Source organism: Verrucosispora sp. TAA-831, from assembly GCF_050780145.1.
Classification (GTDB): domain Bacteria; phylum Actinomycetota; class Actinomycetes; order Mycobacteriales; family Micromonosporaceae; genus Micromonospora.
Genome location: NZ_CP192240.1, coordinates 6,073,967 through 6,090,701 on the forward strand (window position 1 = coordinate 6,073,967; position 16,735 = coordinate 6,090,701).

Consider the following 16,735-nt stretch of genomic DNA (forward strand, 5'->3'; position numbering starts at 1 on the left):
CGACCGAAATTGCCGGCTGTGCTAGCAGGGCGCGTCGGAATTACAGAGTAGGCGCTTGTGAAGACGTGCACAAATCGCGATCTTGTCGGCACGTGCCGCGCCTCCACCAGCCCCTCCGTCCCGCAAGATCGACCGGAGACCCCTCCACCACGACTACCGGCGCGATTATTGCTCAATCCCGACTTCTCTGACCAATCACACACGCCAATCATTGATCGAACACAGCGATCGGGAGACCGCGACCACGCACGGTGACACCCGTTTCCGCTCAGGTGGGCGATTCCACCGTCGGGACGTCGGCCAGCGCGGTGGCGAGAGTCACGGCCTCCACCAGACTGTCGGCGACCGGGTGACCGGAGCCCTCCAGCCGGGCCCGGTCGGTGAAGCCGCCGCTGTAGAGGACGGCCCGCCCGCCGACGGCGTACGCCGCGTCGGCGTCGTCGATCGAGTCACCGATCACCACCACCGACCGGCCGTCCACGCCGATCTCGGCCAGGTGGCGGGCCAGCGACTCCGCCTTGCGATCACCGCCGACCCGGTCCCGCCATCCGTCGACCCGGACGAACCGGCCGGTCAGCCCGTACGTCCGGACCGCCGGCACCAACTCGTCGTGCAACCACATGGACAACAGCGACTGGCTGCCCGGCCAGGCCGCCATCGCGTCGACCGCGTCGTGGGCCAGCTCACAGCCGGTCAACCCCAGCCGGTACGCGTCGTGGAAGATCTTGTCGAGGCGGCCGAAGTCCTGCGCGTCCACGGCCCGACCGAGTACGTCCGCGTAGTAGTCGGCGATCGGCCGACGGAACCGCACCCGGTGCTCCGCCACCGTCACCGACGGCCCGCCCGCGCTGCTGAAGGCGGCGTTCGTGCAGGCCACCACCAGATCGAGATCGTTGAGCAGGGTGCCGTTCCAGTCCCACACCAGATGGGTGCGCGCAGGGGTCATCACCGCACCCTACCGGCGGCCTCAGAGCTGCGGGGTGGTCAGATCCTTGAGCAGCCGCTGCTCCTCGACCCGCCAGTAGCCGTGCTCCTTGCCGTCGAGCAGCACCACCGGCAGCCGGTCGCCGTACTCGCGTTCCATCTCGGCGTCGCCGCTCACGTCCTGCTCGATCCACCGGTCGCCGGTGACCGCGACGACCCGGTCGAGGGCCGCCTTGGCGTCCTCACAGAGGTGGCAGCCGGGTCGGGTGATCAGGGTCAGGCGGGGCTCACGCATCGGTCTCCTCCGTGGTGCCGGTGGGTCGGAGCAGGGTCTTGCGTACCTTCCCGATCACCGAGCGCGGCAGCAGGTCGACGAACTCGACGTCGGTGGGGCACTTGAATCTGGCCAGATTACGCGCGCAGTGCGCGATCAGCTCGGCACCGGTCGCCCGATGCCCCGCCCTCGGCACCACGTACGCCCGGACAGTCTCCCCGGTCCGGGGGTGCGGCACGCCCACTACCGCCGACTCCGCCACCGCCGGATGGGCCGAGAGCACCGACTCGACCTCGTGCGGGTACACGTTGAAGCCGTTGACCAGGATCAGCTCCCCGAGCCGGTCGACCAGGAAGAGATCACCGTCGGCGTCCGCGTACGCGACGTCGCCGGTGGCCCACCAGCCGTCCGGGTCGGGCCCACCCGCACCGTCCGGCCAGTACCCGGCGAAGAGGTTCGCCCCGCGCACCACGATCTGACCGGGATCGGTGCCCGCCATCGGGTCGGACAGGTCCCATTCCTCGGCGTCGTCGTCGGGCGCGGCCAGGCCGTCGCGCCACAGTTCGGTCCCGTCCGCCCCGACCAGCCGCAGCTCGACGCCGGGCAGCGGGCGGCCGATCGAGCCCGGCTTCGGCTCCCCGCCGACCAGCGTCGAGGTGAGCACCGGCGCGGTCTCGGTCAGGCCGTAGCCGATCTGCACCGGCCGACCGGTGGCCTCGGTGAAGCGCGCCGCGTCCGCCGGATCGAGTGGCGCCGCGCCGCAGACCACGACGCGTACTGCGGTCATCGCCTCGGCCAGCACGTCGGGATCCGCCCGCGACCAGGACTGCACCATCGACGGCACGCCGATCAGCACGGTGGCCCGGTGCCGGGCGATCTCGGTCAGCGCCGCGTCGGCACCCGGGTCGTCGACGAGTACGCCGGTCGCCGCGTGGTGCAGCACCGCGCCCAGTCCGGCGTTCAGCCCGTACGCGTGGAACAGCGGCAACGCCAGCAGCACCACGTCGTCCGACCCGACCACCGGCGGTGCGATCCGGCCGACCTGCTCGTGGTTGGCGGCCAGCGCACCGTGCGAGAGCATCGCGCCCTTCGGCCGGCCCTCGGTGCCCGAGGTGTAGAGCAGCACCGCCAGGTCGTCGGCGGCCCGCGCCGGGAAGGTCGGCGTTGCGCCGTCCACGACCGGAGGTCTGGTGTGCACGGCCCGCAGTGCGGGCAACTCGACGTCGGCCACCAGGTCACGGACGTGTTCGGTGCCGATCAGCACCGACGCGGCCGAGTCGGCCAGCACCTGGCACAGCTCGCGGGCCGTCAGCGCGGGGTTGACCGGTACCGCCGTCAGTCCGGCCCGCAGCGCACCGAGCAGCCCGACCACGAAATCCGGTGAGTTGGGCAGGGCCACCGCGACCCGGGCCGGTCCGCCCGCCGCGTCCGGGGCCGTCCGGGCCAGCGCCCGGGCGACTCCGGTCACCACCTCGTCCAGTGCGGACCAGGTGATCGTCCGGCCGGAGTGGTACAGCGCCGGCTTGCCCGGACTGCTCCGGGCCGCCCAGGTCAGCCGTTCGGCGAGATTCGGCCCGGCGCCGTCGGCCGCCTGCGGCCGACCGGCAGTGCCTGCGTCCGCGTCGGCGGCGGGGTGCGCCCCCGGCCCGACGGCTGCGTCTCGGTCCTGCACGGTGGCTGAGTCTGGCACAGCCGGGGCCGCCCGGCCATGCCCGACGGGCGATGACCGACACCGATCCGGAGATACCGGTACGTCGATCCCGGTGCGCTCCCGTCCGGGGCACACCGCACCGGCCACCGAGGACCCGCCCGGTCCCGTGCACGGAACTCAAGCAAGGTCACCGTCGGTGTGCGACAGCCCCGGCGAATCGCCGCCGCAGCCGGCCACGTGCGGTGCCGCACGGGTCGCGCAAGCCGCCGTACGCACCGTCCTGCCACGACCCTGAACTGGCAATACGTGCCGGAACAGCCCGCCGGCCAGTTGTCAACGACCCCCGACGGACAACCGGTCCGCCAGGGGTGCGACCCGCCGAGAAATACTTTGGCCCTGTGTAACGGACTTGCCACGCGCGGGTGACGTTGGCCCTATCATCACTCGGGTCGGCTCACCCCATTTTGCCGTGAGTCGACACCCCTCAGCCCGAGGAGGCCCCCGTGCCCGTGAGCGCATTGGACCAGCACCTCAAGGGGAACTGCCGCCCGTCGGCACACCCCGGAGTCGCCCTGCCCGCCGGAGGCCCGATCGATCGACCGGGCACCGTCGGCACGGCGACCGGTGCGACGGAGGTGGCCTGATGACCGCCTTCGGCTTCGTATCCCGCCCGGTCGGCCTGCCCGGCCCGCAGGCACGTACACCGGTCAACGAGCGCGGCAACGCGCACGGCCAGCAGGACAACACGGGCAACGTGCCCGCACGCGGCGAGGGCGCCGCCAACCGGGTGGGCAGCAGACCACATCAGAACGATCCGCCGCACCGACCATCGACGCCCGGCGCAAACGCGAAACCCTCCGGTGGCCGGGTCGCCTCGCCGAGCCGACCGACCATGCCGGCCCAGGCCCGCCGCAGTGGGGACACCCCGGTCACCGAGGTGTCCACCTCGGAGACGGCGGTGTTGCCCGCGGTCTCCTCGGCCGGTACCTCCACCGGGTTCCCGAGCCGACCCGACCCCTCCGACCCGGCCACCGAGGTCTGGGGCCTGGTCGAACGCGCCCAGGCCGGTGAGTCCGAGGCGTTCGGACTGATCTACGACCGCTACGTGGACACCGTCTTCCGCTTCGTCTACTTCCGGGTCGGCAACCGGCAACTCGCCGAGGACCTCACCTCGGACACCTTCCTGCGGGCCCTCAAACGGATCGGCAGCTTCACCTGGCAGGGCCGCGACCTCGGTGCCTGGCTGGTGACGATCGCCCGCAACCTGGTCGCCGACCACTTCAAGTCCGGTCGGTACCGGCTGGAGGTCACCACCGGCGACGTCCTCGACGCCGACCGCGAGGACCGCGGCCCCGAGGGCAGCCCGGAGGCGGCGGTGGTGGAGCACATCACGAACGTCGCCTTGTTGACAGCCGTCAAGCGGCTCAACCCGGAGCAGCAGGAGTGCATCGTGCTGCGGTTCCTCCAGGGCTTCTCGGTTGCCGAGACCGCCCGCGCGATGGGCAAGAACGAGGGTGCGATCAAGGCGTTGCAGTACCGCGCGGTGCGGGCGCTGGCTCGCCTCCTCCCGGACGGCTTCCAGCCGTAGCCGATCACTTTGCGTGATTTCGCCGCCGGTCGGCCCGTAACCCGGCCCCGGCACGGCGCGTTTCTCCGGGTGCGACCGATGACCGGCCGGAAACCTCCGAGGTGGACCGGCGGCGGTGCCGACGAGGGCTTCCGTCCCGGTGTCATGCGGTGGTCGGTCGCTGGTGGTGAACGCGGCCGACCGGCCGCGACCAGCGAGAGGAGGTGCCGCGGTGGACAACGCCCTCTTCTCCCGTCGGCGCACCGAGCGCTTCGCGCAGCTTCTCGACGAAGCCAACGGTGGCCTACGTCATCACGTCCGGTCCAGCGCCGACGACCGGCTCGCACCGCTCGTCGCGCTCGGCCGACAACTCGGCGTCAATCCGCCGAGTCCCGAGGTCGACCCGGAGTTCCGGACCGGCCTGCGGGCGATGCTGCTGGCCACCGCCGACCGGGAGGGCATCGGGTCCACCGTCGCCGCCCCGGCCGAGAAGGCCACCACCGGTCGCGGATCGCTGCTACCGGCCGTCACCGCCCGCCGGGCCCGCGCCCGGGGCGCGATCCTGGTCGGCATCGCGGCCGGCGCCATCGCCGTCTCCGGCATCTCCGCCGCGAGCGAGAACGCGGTGCCCGGTGACGCGCTGTACGGCATGAAGCGCAGCACCGAGCGGGCCCAGTTGGCGCTCGCCAGCTCCGAGATCAGCCGTGGCCAGCTCTTCCTCGACTTCGCCCGGACCCGGCTGGCCGAGGCGTCCTCGCTCAGCGGCAACCGGGCCGGTTACCGCGCCGTGCTCGACGACATGGACGCGGACATCCGTCAGGGCGTACGCCAGCTCAACGGTGCCGCCGTGCGGCGTGCGGACCCGGCGGCACTGAACACGGTCGACGCCTTCGTCACCGGGCAGCGCCGCACGCTCGACGCGCTGGCCGACCGGGGCTCCCGCGCCGACCAGGAGCGGACCGCCAGGTCGCTGAAGCTGCTGGACCTGGTCACCGAACGCACCGAGGCCCTGCGCACCGCCATCGCCTGCGGCCAGTCGGCCGGCACCGTCAGCGACGACCTCGGCCCCACCCCCGGCGTCTGCTCCTGACCCGACCGGCGTCCGTCGTTCCCGCGTCCGGCAGCGGTTTCCGCTGCTCCGGATACCCTCGCTGAGGGCAGCGGGGCAGGGCGAGCGACAGTGAGGGGGCGCAGGTGGCGCGCAGCCGCAAGGTGACCGTCAGCACCGACGTGCACGGGCACACCGCCGGTTGGGCGCAGACCGAGCCCGCTCCCCCGGCCACGCCCGACCCCCGCGCCGCCGCCTTCTTCGACGTGGACAACACGATGATGCAGGGTGCCTCGATCTACTGGTTCGCCCGTGGGCTCGCCGCCCGCAACTACTTCACCACCGGGGACCTGGCCCGGTTCGCCTGGCAGCAGCTGCGGTTCCGGCTGCTCGCCCGCGAGCACGCCGGGGACATGTCCCAGGCCAAGGAGGCCGCGCTCGCCTTCGTCGAGGGTTGGCGGGTCCAGGACGTCGAGCGGCTGGCCGAGGAGATCTTCGACGAGTTGATGGCCCCGAGGATCTGGGCCGGGACCCGGCGGCTGGCGCAGGGGCACCTGGACGCCGGTGAGCGGGTGTGGCTGGTCAGCGCCGCCCCGGTGGAGATCGGCCGGGTGATCGCCACCCGGCTCGGGTTGACCGGCGCGATCGGTACGGTCGCCGAGATCGTGGACGGGGCGTACACCGGTCGGCTGGTCGGGGACCTGATGCACGGCCCGCTCAAGGCGGAGGCGGTCACCCAACTCGCCATGGTGGAGGGTCTCGACCTGAGCCGGTGCGCCGCCTACAGCGACTCCGCCAACGACCTGCCGATGCTGTCGCTGGTGGGACGCGCGGTGGCGGTCAACCCGGACGGCACACTGCTGCGTCAGGCCCGGCAGCGCGGCTGGGAGGTACGCGACTTCCGCACCGGACGACGGGCGGTCAAGATCGCTCTCCCGTCCACCGCCGCGGCGGGACTGGTGGCCGGAGCGGTCACCGCCGGAGTCGCCTTGCAGCGCCGCCGCCGCGCGGCCGACGCCGCCTCCGGACGCACCCGACGCAACGCCGGACCGTAGGACCCGCCCCCGTCCACACCGGAGACGACTACGGGCCGAACGGGTCCGGGCGGCGTTCGAGAAGCTGGTGCACGGTCTGCTGGATGGTCTCCCGGACCTGGTCGGCGAGGTTGAACACGACCAGCGGATCGTCCGCCGAGTCGACCAGATGCGCCGTCGGGATCGGCGGGCAGAACTCGATCAGCCACTTGCTCGGCAGCGGCACCATGCCCAGCGGCCCGAGCCAGGGGAAGGTCGGCGTCACCGGGAAATACGGAAGCTTGAGCAGTCGGGCGAGGGGCTTGAGGTCGGCGAGCATCGGATAGATCTCCTCGCCACCGACGATGGCGACCGGGATGATCGGGGTGCCGGTGCGCAGTGCCGCCGACACGAAGCCACCCCGCCCGAAGCGTTGCAGCTTGTAGCGGTCCGCGTACAGCTTGCCGATGCCCTTGAAGCCCTCCGGGAAGACACCGACCAGTTCGCCGCCGCGCAGCAGCCGTTCGGCGTCCGGGTTGCAGGCCACCGTGCCACCGGTCTTGCGGGCGATCTCGGAGACCACCGGCATCCGGAAGACCAGGTCGGCGCCGAGCAGGCGAAGATACCGGTTGGCCGGGTGCTCGTGGTGCAGCGCCGTGGAGAGGATCAGCGCGTCCAGCGCCACGGTGCCGGAGTGGTTGCCCACCACCAGCCCCGCCCCGTCGGCGGGTACGTTCGCCAACCCGGTGACCTCGGTCCGGAACCAGTCGCGGTAGAGGCGGCGCAGCAGCGGGTGGAAGACCGCCTCGGTCAGCTCCGGATCGAAGCCGAACTCGTCCACCTCGTAGTCGCCGGACAGCCGCCGACGCAGGAACGCGAGCCCACCGGCGACCCGCCGGTCCCAGACGTCACCGGTCCGGTCCGGCACCGCCGCCTCGGCGGGACGGTGTCCGTTGCGCCGGACGGGGTCGAGGTCCTCCGACACCGGAGGCGGTACGGCGTACCGGTCGTCCAGGTACGCCTCGTCGCGCTGTTCCTCCGGCCCGGTCACGAGCGCTCCCGTACGGCGGCCCGGGCCTGGCGGATGCTGTCGAGCACCATCCGCTCGGCGGCGGCCAACTGCTCCCGGGTCACCACGGCCCGGCCGTGGTGGGCGTTGATGAAGTCGTCGAAGGCGGCTGCGGTCGAGCGGGGGGTGAACCCGTACTCGCGCTCCAGGCGGGAGGTGTCCACCACCCGGCCGTGCACGAAGAGGTCGACCTGGTCGAGCCCGTACCGCCCGAAGCCCATCGTCCGGGCCAGCGCGATGGCACCGGCGACACCGGGCTCCAGCACCGGCACCGAGATCCGACCGGCCCGCCGGATCGCCTGCGACAGCGACAGCACACCGCGGCCGGCGACGTTGTAGGTGCCCGGATGGTCCTCGACGACCGACCGGTGCACCACCTCAAGGGCGTCGTCGAAGTGCAGGAACTGCAACCGGGCGTCGCGGCCGAAGATGGTCGGCACCACCGGCTGGGAGAAGTACCTGGTCAGCGTGGTGTCGGCCGTCGAGCCGATGAACGGGGCGAAGCGCAGCACCGTGGCGGTGACGTCGGAGCGTCGGCGACGGAAACCACGGACGTACCCCTCGATGTCGAGGATGTCGCGGCCGAAACCGCCGCGCGGCACCTCACGGGGTTCGGTCTCCTCGGTGAAGACGGCCGGGTCCCGGAACGAGGCGCCGTACGCCGCGGTGGAGGACCGGACCACGATCTTGCGCAACTGCGGCGCCCGCTGACAGGCGGCGAGGAGTTGCATGGTGCCGATGACGTTCTGTTCCTTCATCGCCGCACGGCCGCCGTGCTGCGAATCCGGGGCGCTGACCAGGGCCAGGTGCACCACGGTGTCGACGTCGAGGTCGGCGAGCAGGCCACCGATCGACCCGGCGTCCACCCGGACCCGTTCCACCTGCGCCAACAGCTCGGCCACCTCGGGGCCGGGCTCGGGCAGGTCGACGCCGATGACGCGGGCGATCCGGGGATCGGCGGCAAGGCGGGCGGCGACGTGTGCGCCGAGGTAACGGCTGACCCCGGTCACGACGACAACCCCCGGAAGGCTCGATGAGCCACCGGGGGTCATGTCTCGCACCTACCCCGGCCGGAGGGACCGAGCCGGGACAGCCACGGCCTGATCACCTGAGCCTCCGAGGGTCGACAGTTGGCAAGCGACGAATGCCGGGCCACGGCCCGGCACACGGTCACTTGCCGAGACGGCGACGCTGGACGCGGGTCTTGCGCAGCAGCTTGCGGTGCTTCTTCTTAGCCATGCGCTTGCGGCGCTTCTTGACCACCGAGCCCATAAAAAAGCCTTTCGATGCAACGTGCGGCGCGACCGGTAAGACACCACGGATCCGTGGCGTCGGCGACCGCTTGCGGACAACGGACCGGACCGGCGGAGTGGGCGGCAGAGCGCACCAGCGGTCACGATCGCCAGTCCAGCGTAGCGGGGATGCGTCAGCAGGACCAACGCGCCCCCGGTCGATGCCCGTTCACCGGGCCCGCCGCGACCGGGTCAGGCTCGCGGGTCAGGCGGTCTCCTGGAAGGCGCCACGGAGATATTCGTGCACCGCGTGCTCGGGCACCCGGAACGACCTGCCCACCCGTACCGCGGTCAGCTCACCGCTGTGCACGAGACGGTAGACCGTCATCTTGGAGACCCGCATGACCGTTGCCACCTCGGCGACGGTCAGGAACTTGACATCCGACAGTCGACCGTCGGATTGCGACCCGGCCATGGCTCACCGACCCATCCCATGCCCGGCGCGGCCGCCACACGGGTCCTCCCGCGCGGCCGGCGACGCGCGTGTTATCAGTACGGTAGCGGGACGGCTGTGACCGGCGCGATCCCTTCCTGCAACTGATCATGATTCGACCGGCACACCGGGGCGAAAAACCCCTGGTCGGGTGGATGCTGGCGGATTCGGCAACCGATCATCCTCGGCCACCTGGCGGAAACCGTCACTCGGCGCGCAGCGCCACCACCGGGTCGAGTCGACCGGCCCGCTGCGCGGGCAGCACCCCGAAGACGATCCCGACCGCCGCCGAGACGCCGAAGGCCAGCGCCAGCGACCACCAGGTCACCGCCGCCGGGATCGGCGACAGGGCGGCCACCAGCAACGCGCCGCCCACCCCGAGGGCCATCCCGGTGACCCCGCCGACCGAGGTCAGCAGCACCGCCTCCAGCAGGAACTGCACGCCGATGTCGCGCGGACGCGCCCCCACCGCCTTGCGCAACCCGATCTCCCGGGTGCGCTCGCGCACCGAGACGAGCATGATGTTGGAGACGCCGACGCCGCCGACCAGCAGCGAGATCCCGGCGATGGCGGCGAGTACGCCGGTCAGGATGCCGAGGATGTCGCCCAGTACGCCGAGGATCTGCTCCTGGGTGACCGCGCTGAACTCGGTGCCCGGATGCCGGCCGTTCAACTCGGCCACGATCCGCGCGCCCAGTTCGTCGATGCGCTCCCGGTCCGGTGCCTTGACCGCGATGGCGTCGACCCGCTGGGTGCCGTACAACCGTTGGGCCGCAGTCACCGGGATGTGCACCTCGTCGTCCCGGTCCACGCCGAGGCTCTGCCCCAGCGGCGTGAAGACCCCGATCACCCGGAACCGGACGCCGGCCACGTTGACCTGCTGACCGACCGCCTCCCGGTCGGGGAACAGCGCCCGGGCGACCGAGTCGCCGAGCACCGCGACCCGGCGGCCGGTGTCCACGTCGGAACGGGTCAGATAGCGGCCCCGGCCCAGATCCCGGGCGAAGACCTCCGGGGTGGTCTCCAACACCCCCTGCACGGTGGTGAAGTCCTGCCGGGTGCCGGCGCGGACGGTGGCGCCGGAGGCGACCGTCACGGCCACCCGGCTGGGGTCCCCGACCACCCGACCGACCGCGTCCACGTCCTTGAGGGTCAGCGGGGAGACCGCCGGGGCGGACCCGACGTCGAGCCGCCCCGGCACGACCAGCAGCAGGTTGGAGCCGAGCCCCTCGACCTGCTGTTCCACCGTCTGTTTGGTGCCGGTGCCGATGGCCACCAGCAGCACCACAGAGGCGACTCCGATGATCACCCCGAGCATGGTCAGCGCGCTGCGCATCCGGTTCGCGCGCAGCGCGTCCCAGGCCACCCGCCACGCCTCCGCGAGCCTCACGCCTGTCCCCCGTCGCCGCCCCGGTCGGCCGGGCCACCGGACGGGCCACCGCCGACCTGGTCCGGCGTACCGGCCGCACTGTCCGCGACCATCACCCCGTCGCGCATGGTGATCCGACGGCGGGCCCGGGCCGCGACCTCCGCGTCGTGGGTGACCATCACCAGCGCCACGCCGGACTCCGCGTTGAGCTGTTCCAGCAGCTCCAGGACGGCCGCTCCGGTGCTGCTGTCCAGGTTTCCGGTCGGCTCGTCGGCGAGTAGCACCGTCGGATCGGTGACCAGCGCCCGGGCGATCGCCACCCGCTGCTGTTCACCCCCGGAGAGCTGGTTGGGCCGGTGGTCCAGGCGGTGCCCGAGACCGACCCGGCCGAGCATCGCGGCGGCCCGGGTCCGGCGTTCGCGCGCGCCCACCCCGCGATAGACCAGGGGCAACGCCACGTTGTCCACTGCCGAGGTACGCGCCAGCAGGTGGAACGCCTGGAAGACGAAACCGATGGTCTCGTTGCGCAGCCGGGCCAACTCGGGTGCGGAGAGCGTGCCGACCTGCCGTCCGCCGATCGCCAGCCGACCGCCGGTCGGCCGGTCCAGGCCGCCGAGCAGGTGCATCAGCGTGGACTTGCCCGAGCCGGACGGCCCGATCAGCGCCACGTAGTCGCCGGCCGCCACGGTCAGCGTGACCCCGCGCAGGGCGGGTACCGAGATCCCGTCGAGCTGGTACGTCCGGGAGACGTCGACCGCCTCGATCGCCGGAGCCCGGCTCACCCGACCTCCTGGCCGTTGCGGACCTGGTCGGTGCCGCGCACCACGATCCGGTCCCCGGCCTGCACCCCGTCGACGATCTGCACCAGGTCCTGGCCCTGCACGCCGACGGTGACCGCCGCCTGCCCGGCCCGACCGTCGCGGATCAGCCAGACCGTGTCCCGACCGTCGACCGAGAAGACCGCCGAGGCGGGTACGGTCACCGCGTCGGCCGCCTCCCGGACCCGCAGCCGCAGCACCGCGTTCATGCCGGGGCGGGGCGCCGGTGCCGGTTCCGCCTCACCGAACCGGCCCGGCCCGAGCGCGAGCCGGACGCGGTAGCTGACCCCGCCCCGGGCCGAGGTGCTGGGCAGCACGTCGATCGACTTCACGGTGGCCTCGTACACCGCGCCGGTCACCGCGTCCAGTTCCACCGTGCCGGTGAGCCCGGTCCGGACCAGCAGCACGTCGGTCTCGTCGACCTCGGCCAGCAGGCCCAGCTCGCCGGTGTCGACCACGGTCAGCACCGGAGTGCCGGCGGTGACCCGGCCGCCCTCCGGAACGGCGGAGTCCACGCCGGGCGGCGGTCCCGCCGGGGCGGCACCGAGTGCGGCCGGGTCCAGCCCGGGCGGCAGCCCGCCCGATCCGAGCAGACCGGCCAGCGCACCCGACGGGTCGGCACCGGCACCGACGCCGCCCGGCTGCACGACCCCGGCGATCGGCGCGCGCAAGGTCAACGCGTCGACGGTCGCCTTGGCCAGGTCGTACGCCTGCTGGGCCTGGAGGCGCTGGGCGGTGGCGAGCGCGCCGACGGCGGAGTTCAGGTTGCGGACGCCGCGCTGCACCTCGCGTACCGCCGCCTCGGCAGTGCGGGCGGCGGCGTCGTAGCGCTTCTGTGCGGCCTTGACCTGGGCCAACAGGGCCTTGCGCAGCTCCGGGTCACTGATCTTGCGGGCGGCGGTGCGGGCCGCCTCGTGTGCCTCGTCGGCCGCGCGGTCGGTGCCGCGCAGGCTGCCGGCGAGGTCGCCGCCGCCACCACCGGCACCGGCCCGCTTGGCGGCGTTGAGCGCGGTACGCGCCTGCCGGAGCCGCTCCCGGGCCGTCGGCGACTCGACCACGGCGAGCACCTGGCCACGCCGGACGCGTTCGCCCGGCTCCACGCGGAGGCTGGCGAGGGTGCCGTCGGCGGGGGCGGTGAGGGTGGCCGCCGCCCGGGCGGTGACGGTCGCCGGGGCGTCGATCTCCTCGGCCACCGGGGCGAGCGTGGCGGCGGCGAGCGAGATCGACGGCGGGTCGCCGCCGCAGGAGGCGGCACCGGTGAGGGTCAGGACGACGACGGCGGTCAGGGCGGTGAGCAGGCGGGGCCGCGTGACTGCGGGCAGCCGCGGCGAGTCGGTGCGGCGCACCCGCCCATGCTACGAGCCGCCCCCGACGCTGCTGCGGAACGCCGCCTGGTCAGCGCACCGTGGCGCGGATGTACGCGACGCACTCCTTGTGCAGGGTGCTCCACTCCTCCTCGAAGATCTCCTCGCTCACCTGCGCCGGCACGCGCAGGTCGTGCAGCACGGCCTTGACGAAGGCGCGCACCCGCTCCTCGCCGAACCGGTCGACGAAGTAGCGGACCGCCAGGAAGGCGGCACCGTAGCTGCCGTTCACCTGTTCCTGCGGGGTGTCGGCGTCGGGGATCAGGCTCTCCAGCTTCCCGTCCCAGTCGCCCTCGACCAGCCGACGGACCGAGTCCAGCCCCTCGTACCGGCCGACCGGCTGACCGTCGACGCCCGCCTGCTCGGCCAACCCCTCGCTCAGCCACCACGTCGACTCGTCCGCGTAGTCCTTCTCCGGCAGCGAGGCGGCGTGGGCCAGCTCGTGCCGTAGCAGTTCGTCCAGGTAGGGGCCGTACTCGAAGCTCTCCGGGCCGAGCACGATCTCGTAGTGGCCACCGCCGACGTTGATCGCGTACCCGGCGCCCCACTCCGGCTGCTCGCCGCCGTACCAGCGTTTCCACTCCTTCGGCCCGGCGTAGAAGATCCGGTACCGGTCGGGCGGGCCGCCCGTCACCACGTACGCGTCGGCCACCGTCGCCGCCGCCTCGGCCCGGCGCAGCAGACCCGGCAGCCGCTTGCGGTACGCCGGTGTGGTGGCCACGACCGTCCGCTCGCCCACCGCCACGACCAGCTCGCTGACCTCCCAGGGCAGGCTGCCGGGCTGCCCGTTGGACCGGCCGCTGACGTGGTGCGAGGGCCTCGACCGGGAGACCGCGAGCAGGCGGGGCTCCGCGCCGTCGCGCCACCGGGTCTCCATCACCACCGGGCTGGGTGTGCAGTCCGGCAGCACGAAGCAGTACCGGAACTCGACCGGCAACCGCCATTCGCCCGCCCGCCCGGCCGAGGTGGGCAGTCCGCTCGGACGCGCCTCCCAGCGGGTGACCCGCAGCGCGGTGAGTGCGCCGTACCGGCGGCGCAGGTCCTTCTGCGCGGCGGGTGCGGCAACCGACAGGAAGGCGGCCCGGTCGCGGCCGAGCAGCGCGGCCGACTGCCGGTCCAACTGCACGCTGATCCGCTCGGCCACCTGCCGGGCGGCGATCGTGGTGGGGTTCTCGGTCGGCGAGGCGGCGGTGGCGGGCTGGGCGAGGTCGGTGTCCGGCAACCCGCCGGCCAGCAGCACCACCGGCACCCCACAGGCCAGCACCAGCACGACCGCGACCAGCGCCGTCCACAGTCGCCACCGCCGACGCGGCGTCGCGTCAGCCGGTTTCGGGTCGGCCGGCGTCGTTCCAGCCCGCGTCGTGTCGGCCGGCGTCGGATGGTCGCCGGCCGTGGATCCCCCGTCGGTCACCGGCGCAGAGTACGGGTCCGTCTGCGCGCGCGGAAGTGCCGCGTCGCGCCGGGTGTGCGGGGCGGTCAGCCCTCGGACCCGGGCCAGCTCCGGTAGGCGACACCGAGGGCGGTCACCATCTGGTCGAACGAGCGGTCGACCTCGCGCGGCAGGCCGAAGTCACCGCCCGCCTCCAGCGACACGAAGCCGTGCACGGCGGCGCGGAACATCCGGACCCCGTCCACCGCCGCGTCGCCCTCGATCCCGTACCCGCGCAGGATGGCGTAGACCACCTCGACCGCGCGCCGACCCGCCACCACGTGTGCGGGGTCGTCCGGGTCGGGCACCCGTTGCGTCGCCGGGTAGCGGCCGGGGTGGCGGCGGGCGTACGACCGGTAGGCGGCGGCGACGGCACGCAACGCGTCCTCGCCACTGCGACCGGCGGCAGCCGTGGTCATCTCGTCGGCGATCTCGGCGGTGGCCAGCGCGGAGAGCTGTTGCGCGAGTGCCTCGGCACCCCTGACGTGCTTGTAGAGGCTGGGCAGGGCGACGCCGAGCCGAGCGGCGAGCGCGGCGAGGGTGAGCTTGTGGTGGCCGACCTCGTCGGCCAGTCGGGCCGCCTCGCGGACCACCACCTGGGAGTTGAGCCCGGCCCTAGGCACGGTCGATCACCGCGAGGAACTCGGTCAGCTCACCGGCCATCGCCTCGGGCCGGTCGGCGTGCGGGTAGTGTCCGGCCTCGCTGATCATGCGCGCCTCGGCGACCGGGAAGAGTCGTCGGGCGGCACGCGCCTCGGCGGCCGGGTCGGCGAAGTCCGGGTCCTTCGTGCCCATCAGCACGAGCACCGGCTGCCGCACCCGGGGCGCGACGGCGGTCCAGTACGGCTCGACCGGGACGATCAGGCCGCGGACCGCCGCCATCCGACCGGGTCGGCGTAGCGCGGCCACCATCGCCCTGCGGTACGCCGCGTCGTCGGCGGGCCGGTGGACCGGGAAGAGGGTGCGGTGGAACAGCCCGAACAGGCGGGCGCTACGCAGCACCGCACCGATGCCCAGCCGCATGAACGGGTTGAGCCTGCGCTGCGCGACGAAAGCGCCGACCAGCACGATGCCCTCGACCAGCTCCGGCGCCTCGGTGGCGGCGAAGACGACCGCCGCGCCACTGGATGAGTTGCCGACCAGGGTCGCCGGGCCAGCGCCGAGGTCCCGGACCACGGCCAGCAGGTCGGCGCCGACCTCGGCCGGAGCGTACGACGACCAGCCGACGCTGGAGTCACCGTGTCCCCGGACGTCGACCGACGCCACCCGGTAGCCCGCCGACACCAGCAGCGGGACCAGGTGGCGGTAGGAGTGGCGGTTCTCCCCCATGCCGTGCGACAGGACGACGAGCGGCCCCTGCCCGTGCACCTCGTAGGCGACGCGTCCGCCGTCGCGCTCGACAAAGCTAACAGTCATAGCCAGAAGGCTAATGACATTAGCTTCAATCGTCAAGACAACGGCCCCGGACCCGTCGGGTCGACGGTTCCGGGGCCGGTGGACGACGGCTGGCCGGGCTACTTCCGGGAGGCCACGGCGCGGGCGAAGAAGGCCAGGTTGGCAGGGCGCTCGGCGAGCCGGCGCATCAGGTAGCCGTACCAGTCGTCGCCGTAGGGGACGTAGGTGCGGACCGTGTAGCCCTCGCCGACCAGGCGGGCCTGCTCCTCCGGCCGGATGCCGTAGAGCATCTGGAACTCGAAGCCGTCCGCCCCCCGGTCGAACCAGCGCGCCCGGTCCTCGCCGATGGCGATCAGGCGCGGGTCGTGGGTGGCCAGCATCGGATAGCCCTCGCCGGACATCAGGATGTTCATACAGCGGATGTACGACTTGTCCACCTCGCGGGGTGACTGGTACGCCACCGACTCCGGCTCCTTGTAGGCGCCCTTGCACAGCCGGACCCGCGATCCGGCCGAGGCCAGCTCACGGCAGTCCGACTCGGTCCGCCGCAGGTACGCCTGGAGCACCGCCCCGGTCGACGGGAAGTCCTTGCGCAGGTCGGTCAGGACGTCCAGCGTCGAGTCGGTGGTGGTGTGGTCCTCCATGTCCAGCGTGACCGTGGTGCCGGCCTCGGCGGCGGCGGCGCAGATCGCGCGGGCGTTGTCGGACGCGAGGTGCTCGTCGAAGGCCTGGCCGAGCGCGGAGAGCTTGACGCTCACCTCGGCGGCCGGCGTCAGGCCCGCCGCGGCGAGACTCCGCAGCAGGGTGAGGTACTCGTCCCGGGTGGCGTTGGCCTGCTCGGGGGTGACGGTGTCCTCACCGAGGTGGTCGAGGGTGACCGCGAGACCGTCGCCGACGAGTGCGCGGGTCGCGCGCAACGCGTCGTCGGTCCCGGCGCCGGCGACGAACCGGCGCACGACGTCCCGGGAGAACGGGGCCGTCGCGACGAGCCGCTCGACCCGGGTTGACCGGGAGGCGGCGAGGATGACGGAACGGAGCATGAGCCGAGCGTAACGCCCGAGCCCCCGGCCAGCGCGCCCCGCCCGAGGT

Annotated in this window: 18 protein-coding genes; 4 read left to right on the top strand and 14 right to left on the bottom strand. The window is 72.9% G+C overall.

Going from position 1 to position 16,735, the window contains the following annotated elements; all coding sequences use genetic code 11:
- Positions 1-268 precede the first annotated feature (268 nt).
- Genes ACQVFL_RS27015 through ACQVFL_RS27025 form a run of 3 tightly spaced genes read right to left on the bottom strand, consistent with a single transcriptional unit; the run spans position 269 to position 2,870 of the window.
- Positions 269-946 carry an HAD family hydrolase gene (locus ACQVFL_RS27015; protein WP_431727858.1) on the bottom strand — a complete coding sequence of 226 codons (678 nt, stop codon included), beginning with the start codon at positions 944-946 and terminating at the stop codon, positions 269-271.
- Between the two features lie 21 nt (positions 947-967).
- Positions 968-1,219, bottom strand: a complete 252-nt coding sequence (locus ACQVFL_RS27020; RefSeq protein ID WP_131051867.1) for a glutaredoxin family protein — start codon at positions 1,217-1,219, stop codon at positions 968-970.
- Positions 1,212-2,870 (bottom strand): AMP-binding protein, encoded by a 1,659-nt coding sequence (locus ACQVFL_RS27025; protein WP_431727859.1) that lies wholly within the window; start codon positions 2,868-2,870, stop codon positions 1,212-1,214. The genes ACQVFL_RS27020 and ACQVFL_RS27025 overlap by 8 nt, the downstream gene beginning before the upstream one ends.
- A gap of 488 nt (positions 2,871-3,358) precedes the next feature.
- On the opposite strand from ACQVFL_RS27025, the gene ACQVFL_RS27030 reads away from it, so the two are divergent.
- The 4 genes from ACQVFL_RS27030 (at position 3,359) to ACQVFL_RS27045 (ending at position 6,519) form a co-directional block, all read left to right on the top strand.
- Entirely contained in the window at positions 3,359-3,493 is a 135-nt protein-coding gene (locus ACQVFL_RS27030) for a hypothetical protein (protein ID WP_431727860.1), read from the top strand.
- Complete coding sequence (locus ACQVFL_RS27035; protein ID WP_396690093.1) at positions 3,493-4,437, top strand: ECF subfamily RNA polymerase sigma factor, BldN family; 945 nt, start codon at positions 3,493-3,495, stop codon at positions 4,435-4,437. Before ACQVFL_RS27030 ends, ACQVFL_RS27035 begins: the two co-directional genes overlap by 1 nt.
- Before the next feature lie 211 nt (positions 4,438-4,648).
- Positions 4,649-5,506: a DUF5667 domain-containing protein gene (locus tag ACQVFL_RS27040; RefSeq protein ID WP_396690091.1), complete on the top strand. Its 858-nt coding sequence runs from the start codon at positions 4,649-4,651 to the stop codon at positions 5,504-5,506.
- A 104-nt stretch (positions 5,507-5,610) separates the two neighbouring features.
- On the top strand, positions 5,611-6,519 hold the full coding sequence (locus ACQVFL_RS27045; RefSeq protein ID WP_431727861.1) for an HAD family hydrolase: 909 nt from the start codon (positions 5,611-5,613) through the stop codon (positions 6,517-6,519).
- 28 nt (positions 6,520-6,547) lie between these two features.
- Here the strand turns inward: ACQVFL_RS27045 and ACQVFL_RS27050 are convergent, their stop codons facing one another.
- From ACQVFL_RS27050 to ACQVFL_RS27100, 11 genes are all read right to left on the bottom strand, one after another.
- Complete coding sequence (locus tag ACQVFL_RS27050; protein WP_396690958.1) at positions 6,548-7,405, bottom strand: lysophospholipid acyltransferase family protein; 858 nt, start codon at positions 7,403-7,405, stop codon at positions 6,548-6,550.
- Positions 7,406-7,524: 119 nt separating this feature from the next.
- Complete coding sequence (locus ACQVFL_RS27055) at positions 7,525-8,598, bottom strand: NAD-dependent epimerase/dehydratase family protein (protein WP_431727862.1); 1,074 nt, start codon at positions 8,596-8,598, stop codon at positions 7,525-7,527.
- Between the two features lie 118 nt (positions 8,599-8,716).
- Positions 8,717-8,818 carry a 30S ribosomal protein bS22 gene (locus tag ACQVFL_RS27060; RefSeq protein WP_007465623.1) on the bottom strand — a complete coding sequence of 34 codons (102 nt, stop codon included), beginning with the start codon at positions 8,816-8,818 and terminating at the stop codon, positions 8,717-8,719.
- A 225-nt stretch (positions 8,819-9,043) separates the two neighbouring features.
- Entirely contained in the window at positions 9,044-9,253 is a 210-nt protein-coding gene (locus ACQVFL_RS27065) for a helix-turn-helix domain-containing protein (RefSeq protein WP_091079691.1), read from the bottom strand.
- A gap of 223 nt (positions 9,254-9,476) precedes the next feature.
- Entirely contained in the window at positions 9,477-10,661 is a 1,185-nt protein-coding gene (locus ACQVFL_RS27070; protein WP_396690086.1) for an ABC transporter permease, read from the bottom strand.
- A complete protein-coding gene (locus tag ACQVFL_RS27075) occupies positions 10,658-11,422 on the bottom strand; it encodes an ABC transporter ATP-binding protein (protein WP_396690084.1) in 765 nt (254 codons plus the stop codon). The genes ACQVFL_RS27070 and ACQVFL_RS27075 overlap by 4 nt, the downstream gene beginning before the upstream one ends.
- A complete protein-coding gene (locus ACQVFL_RS27080; RefSeq protein ID WP_396690082.1) occupies positions 11,419-12,804 on the bottom strand; it encodes an efflux RND transporter periplasmic adaptor subunit in 1,386 nt (461 codons plus the stop codon). Before ACQVFL_RS27080 ends, ACQVFL_RS27075 begins: the two co-directional genes overlap by 4 nt.
- Positions 12,805-12,853: 49 nt before the next feature.
- Positions 12,854-14,233, bottom strand: a complete 1,380-nt coding sequence (locus ACQVFL_RS27085; protein ID WP_431727863.1) for a hypothetical protein — start codon at positions 14,231-14,233, stop codon at positions 12,854-12,856.
- Positions 14,234-14,298: 65 nt separating this feature from the next.
- Positions 14,299-14,874, bottom strand: a complete 576-nt coding sequence (locus ACQVFL_RS27090; protein ID WP_396690078.1) for a TetR/AcrR family transcriptional regulator — start codon at positions 14,872-14,874, stop codon at positions 14,299-14,301.
- Complete coding sequence (locus tag ACQVFL_RS27095) at positions 14,867-15,667, bottom strand: alpha/beta fold hydrolase (RefSeq protein WP_396690076.1); 801 nt, start codon at positions 15,665-15,667, stop codon at positions 14,867-14,869. The genes ACQVFL_RS27090 and ACQVFL_RS27095 overlap by 8 nt, the downstream gene beginning before the upstream one ends.
- A gap of 98 nt (positions 15,668-15,765) precedes the next feature.
- Positions 15,766-16,686, bottom strand: coding sequence for a proline dehydrogenase family protein (locus tag ACQVFL_RS27100; RefSeq protein ID WP_431727864.1), 921 nt, complete (start codon positions 16,684-16,686; stop codon positions 15,766-15,768).
- Positions 16,687-16,735 lie beyond the last annotated feature (49 nt).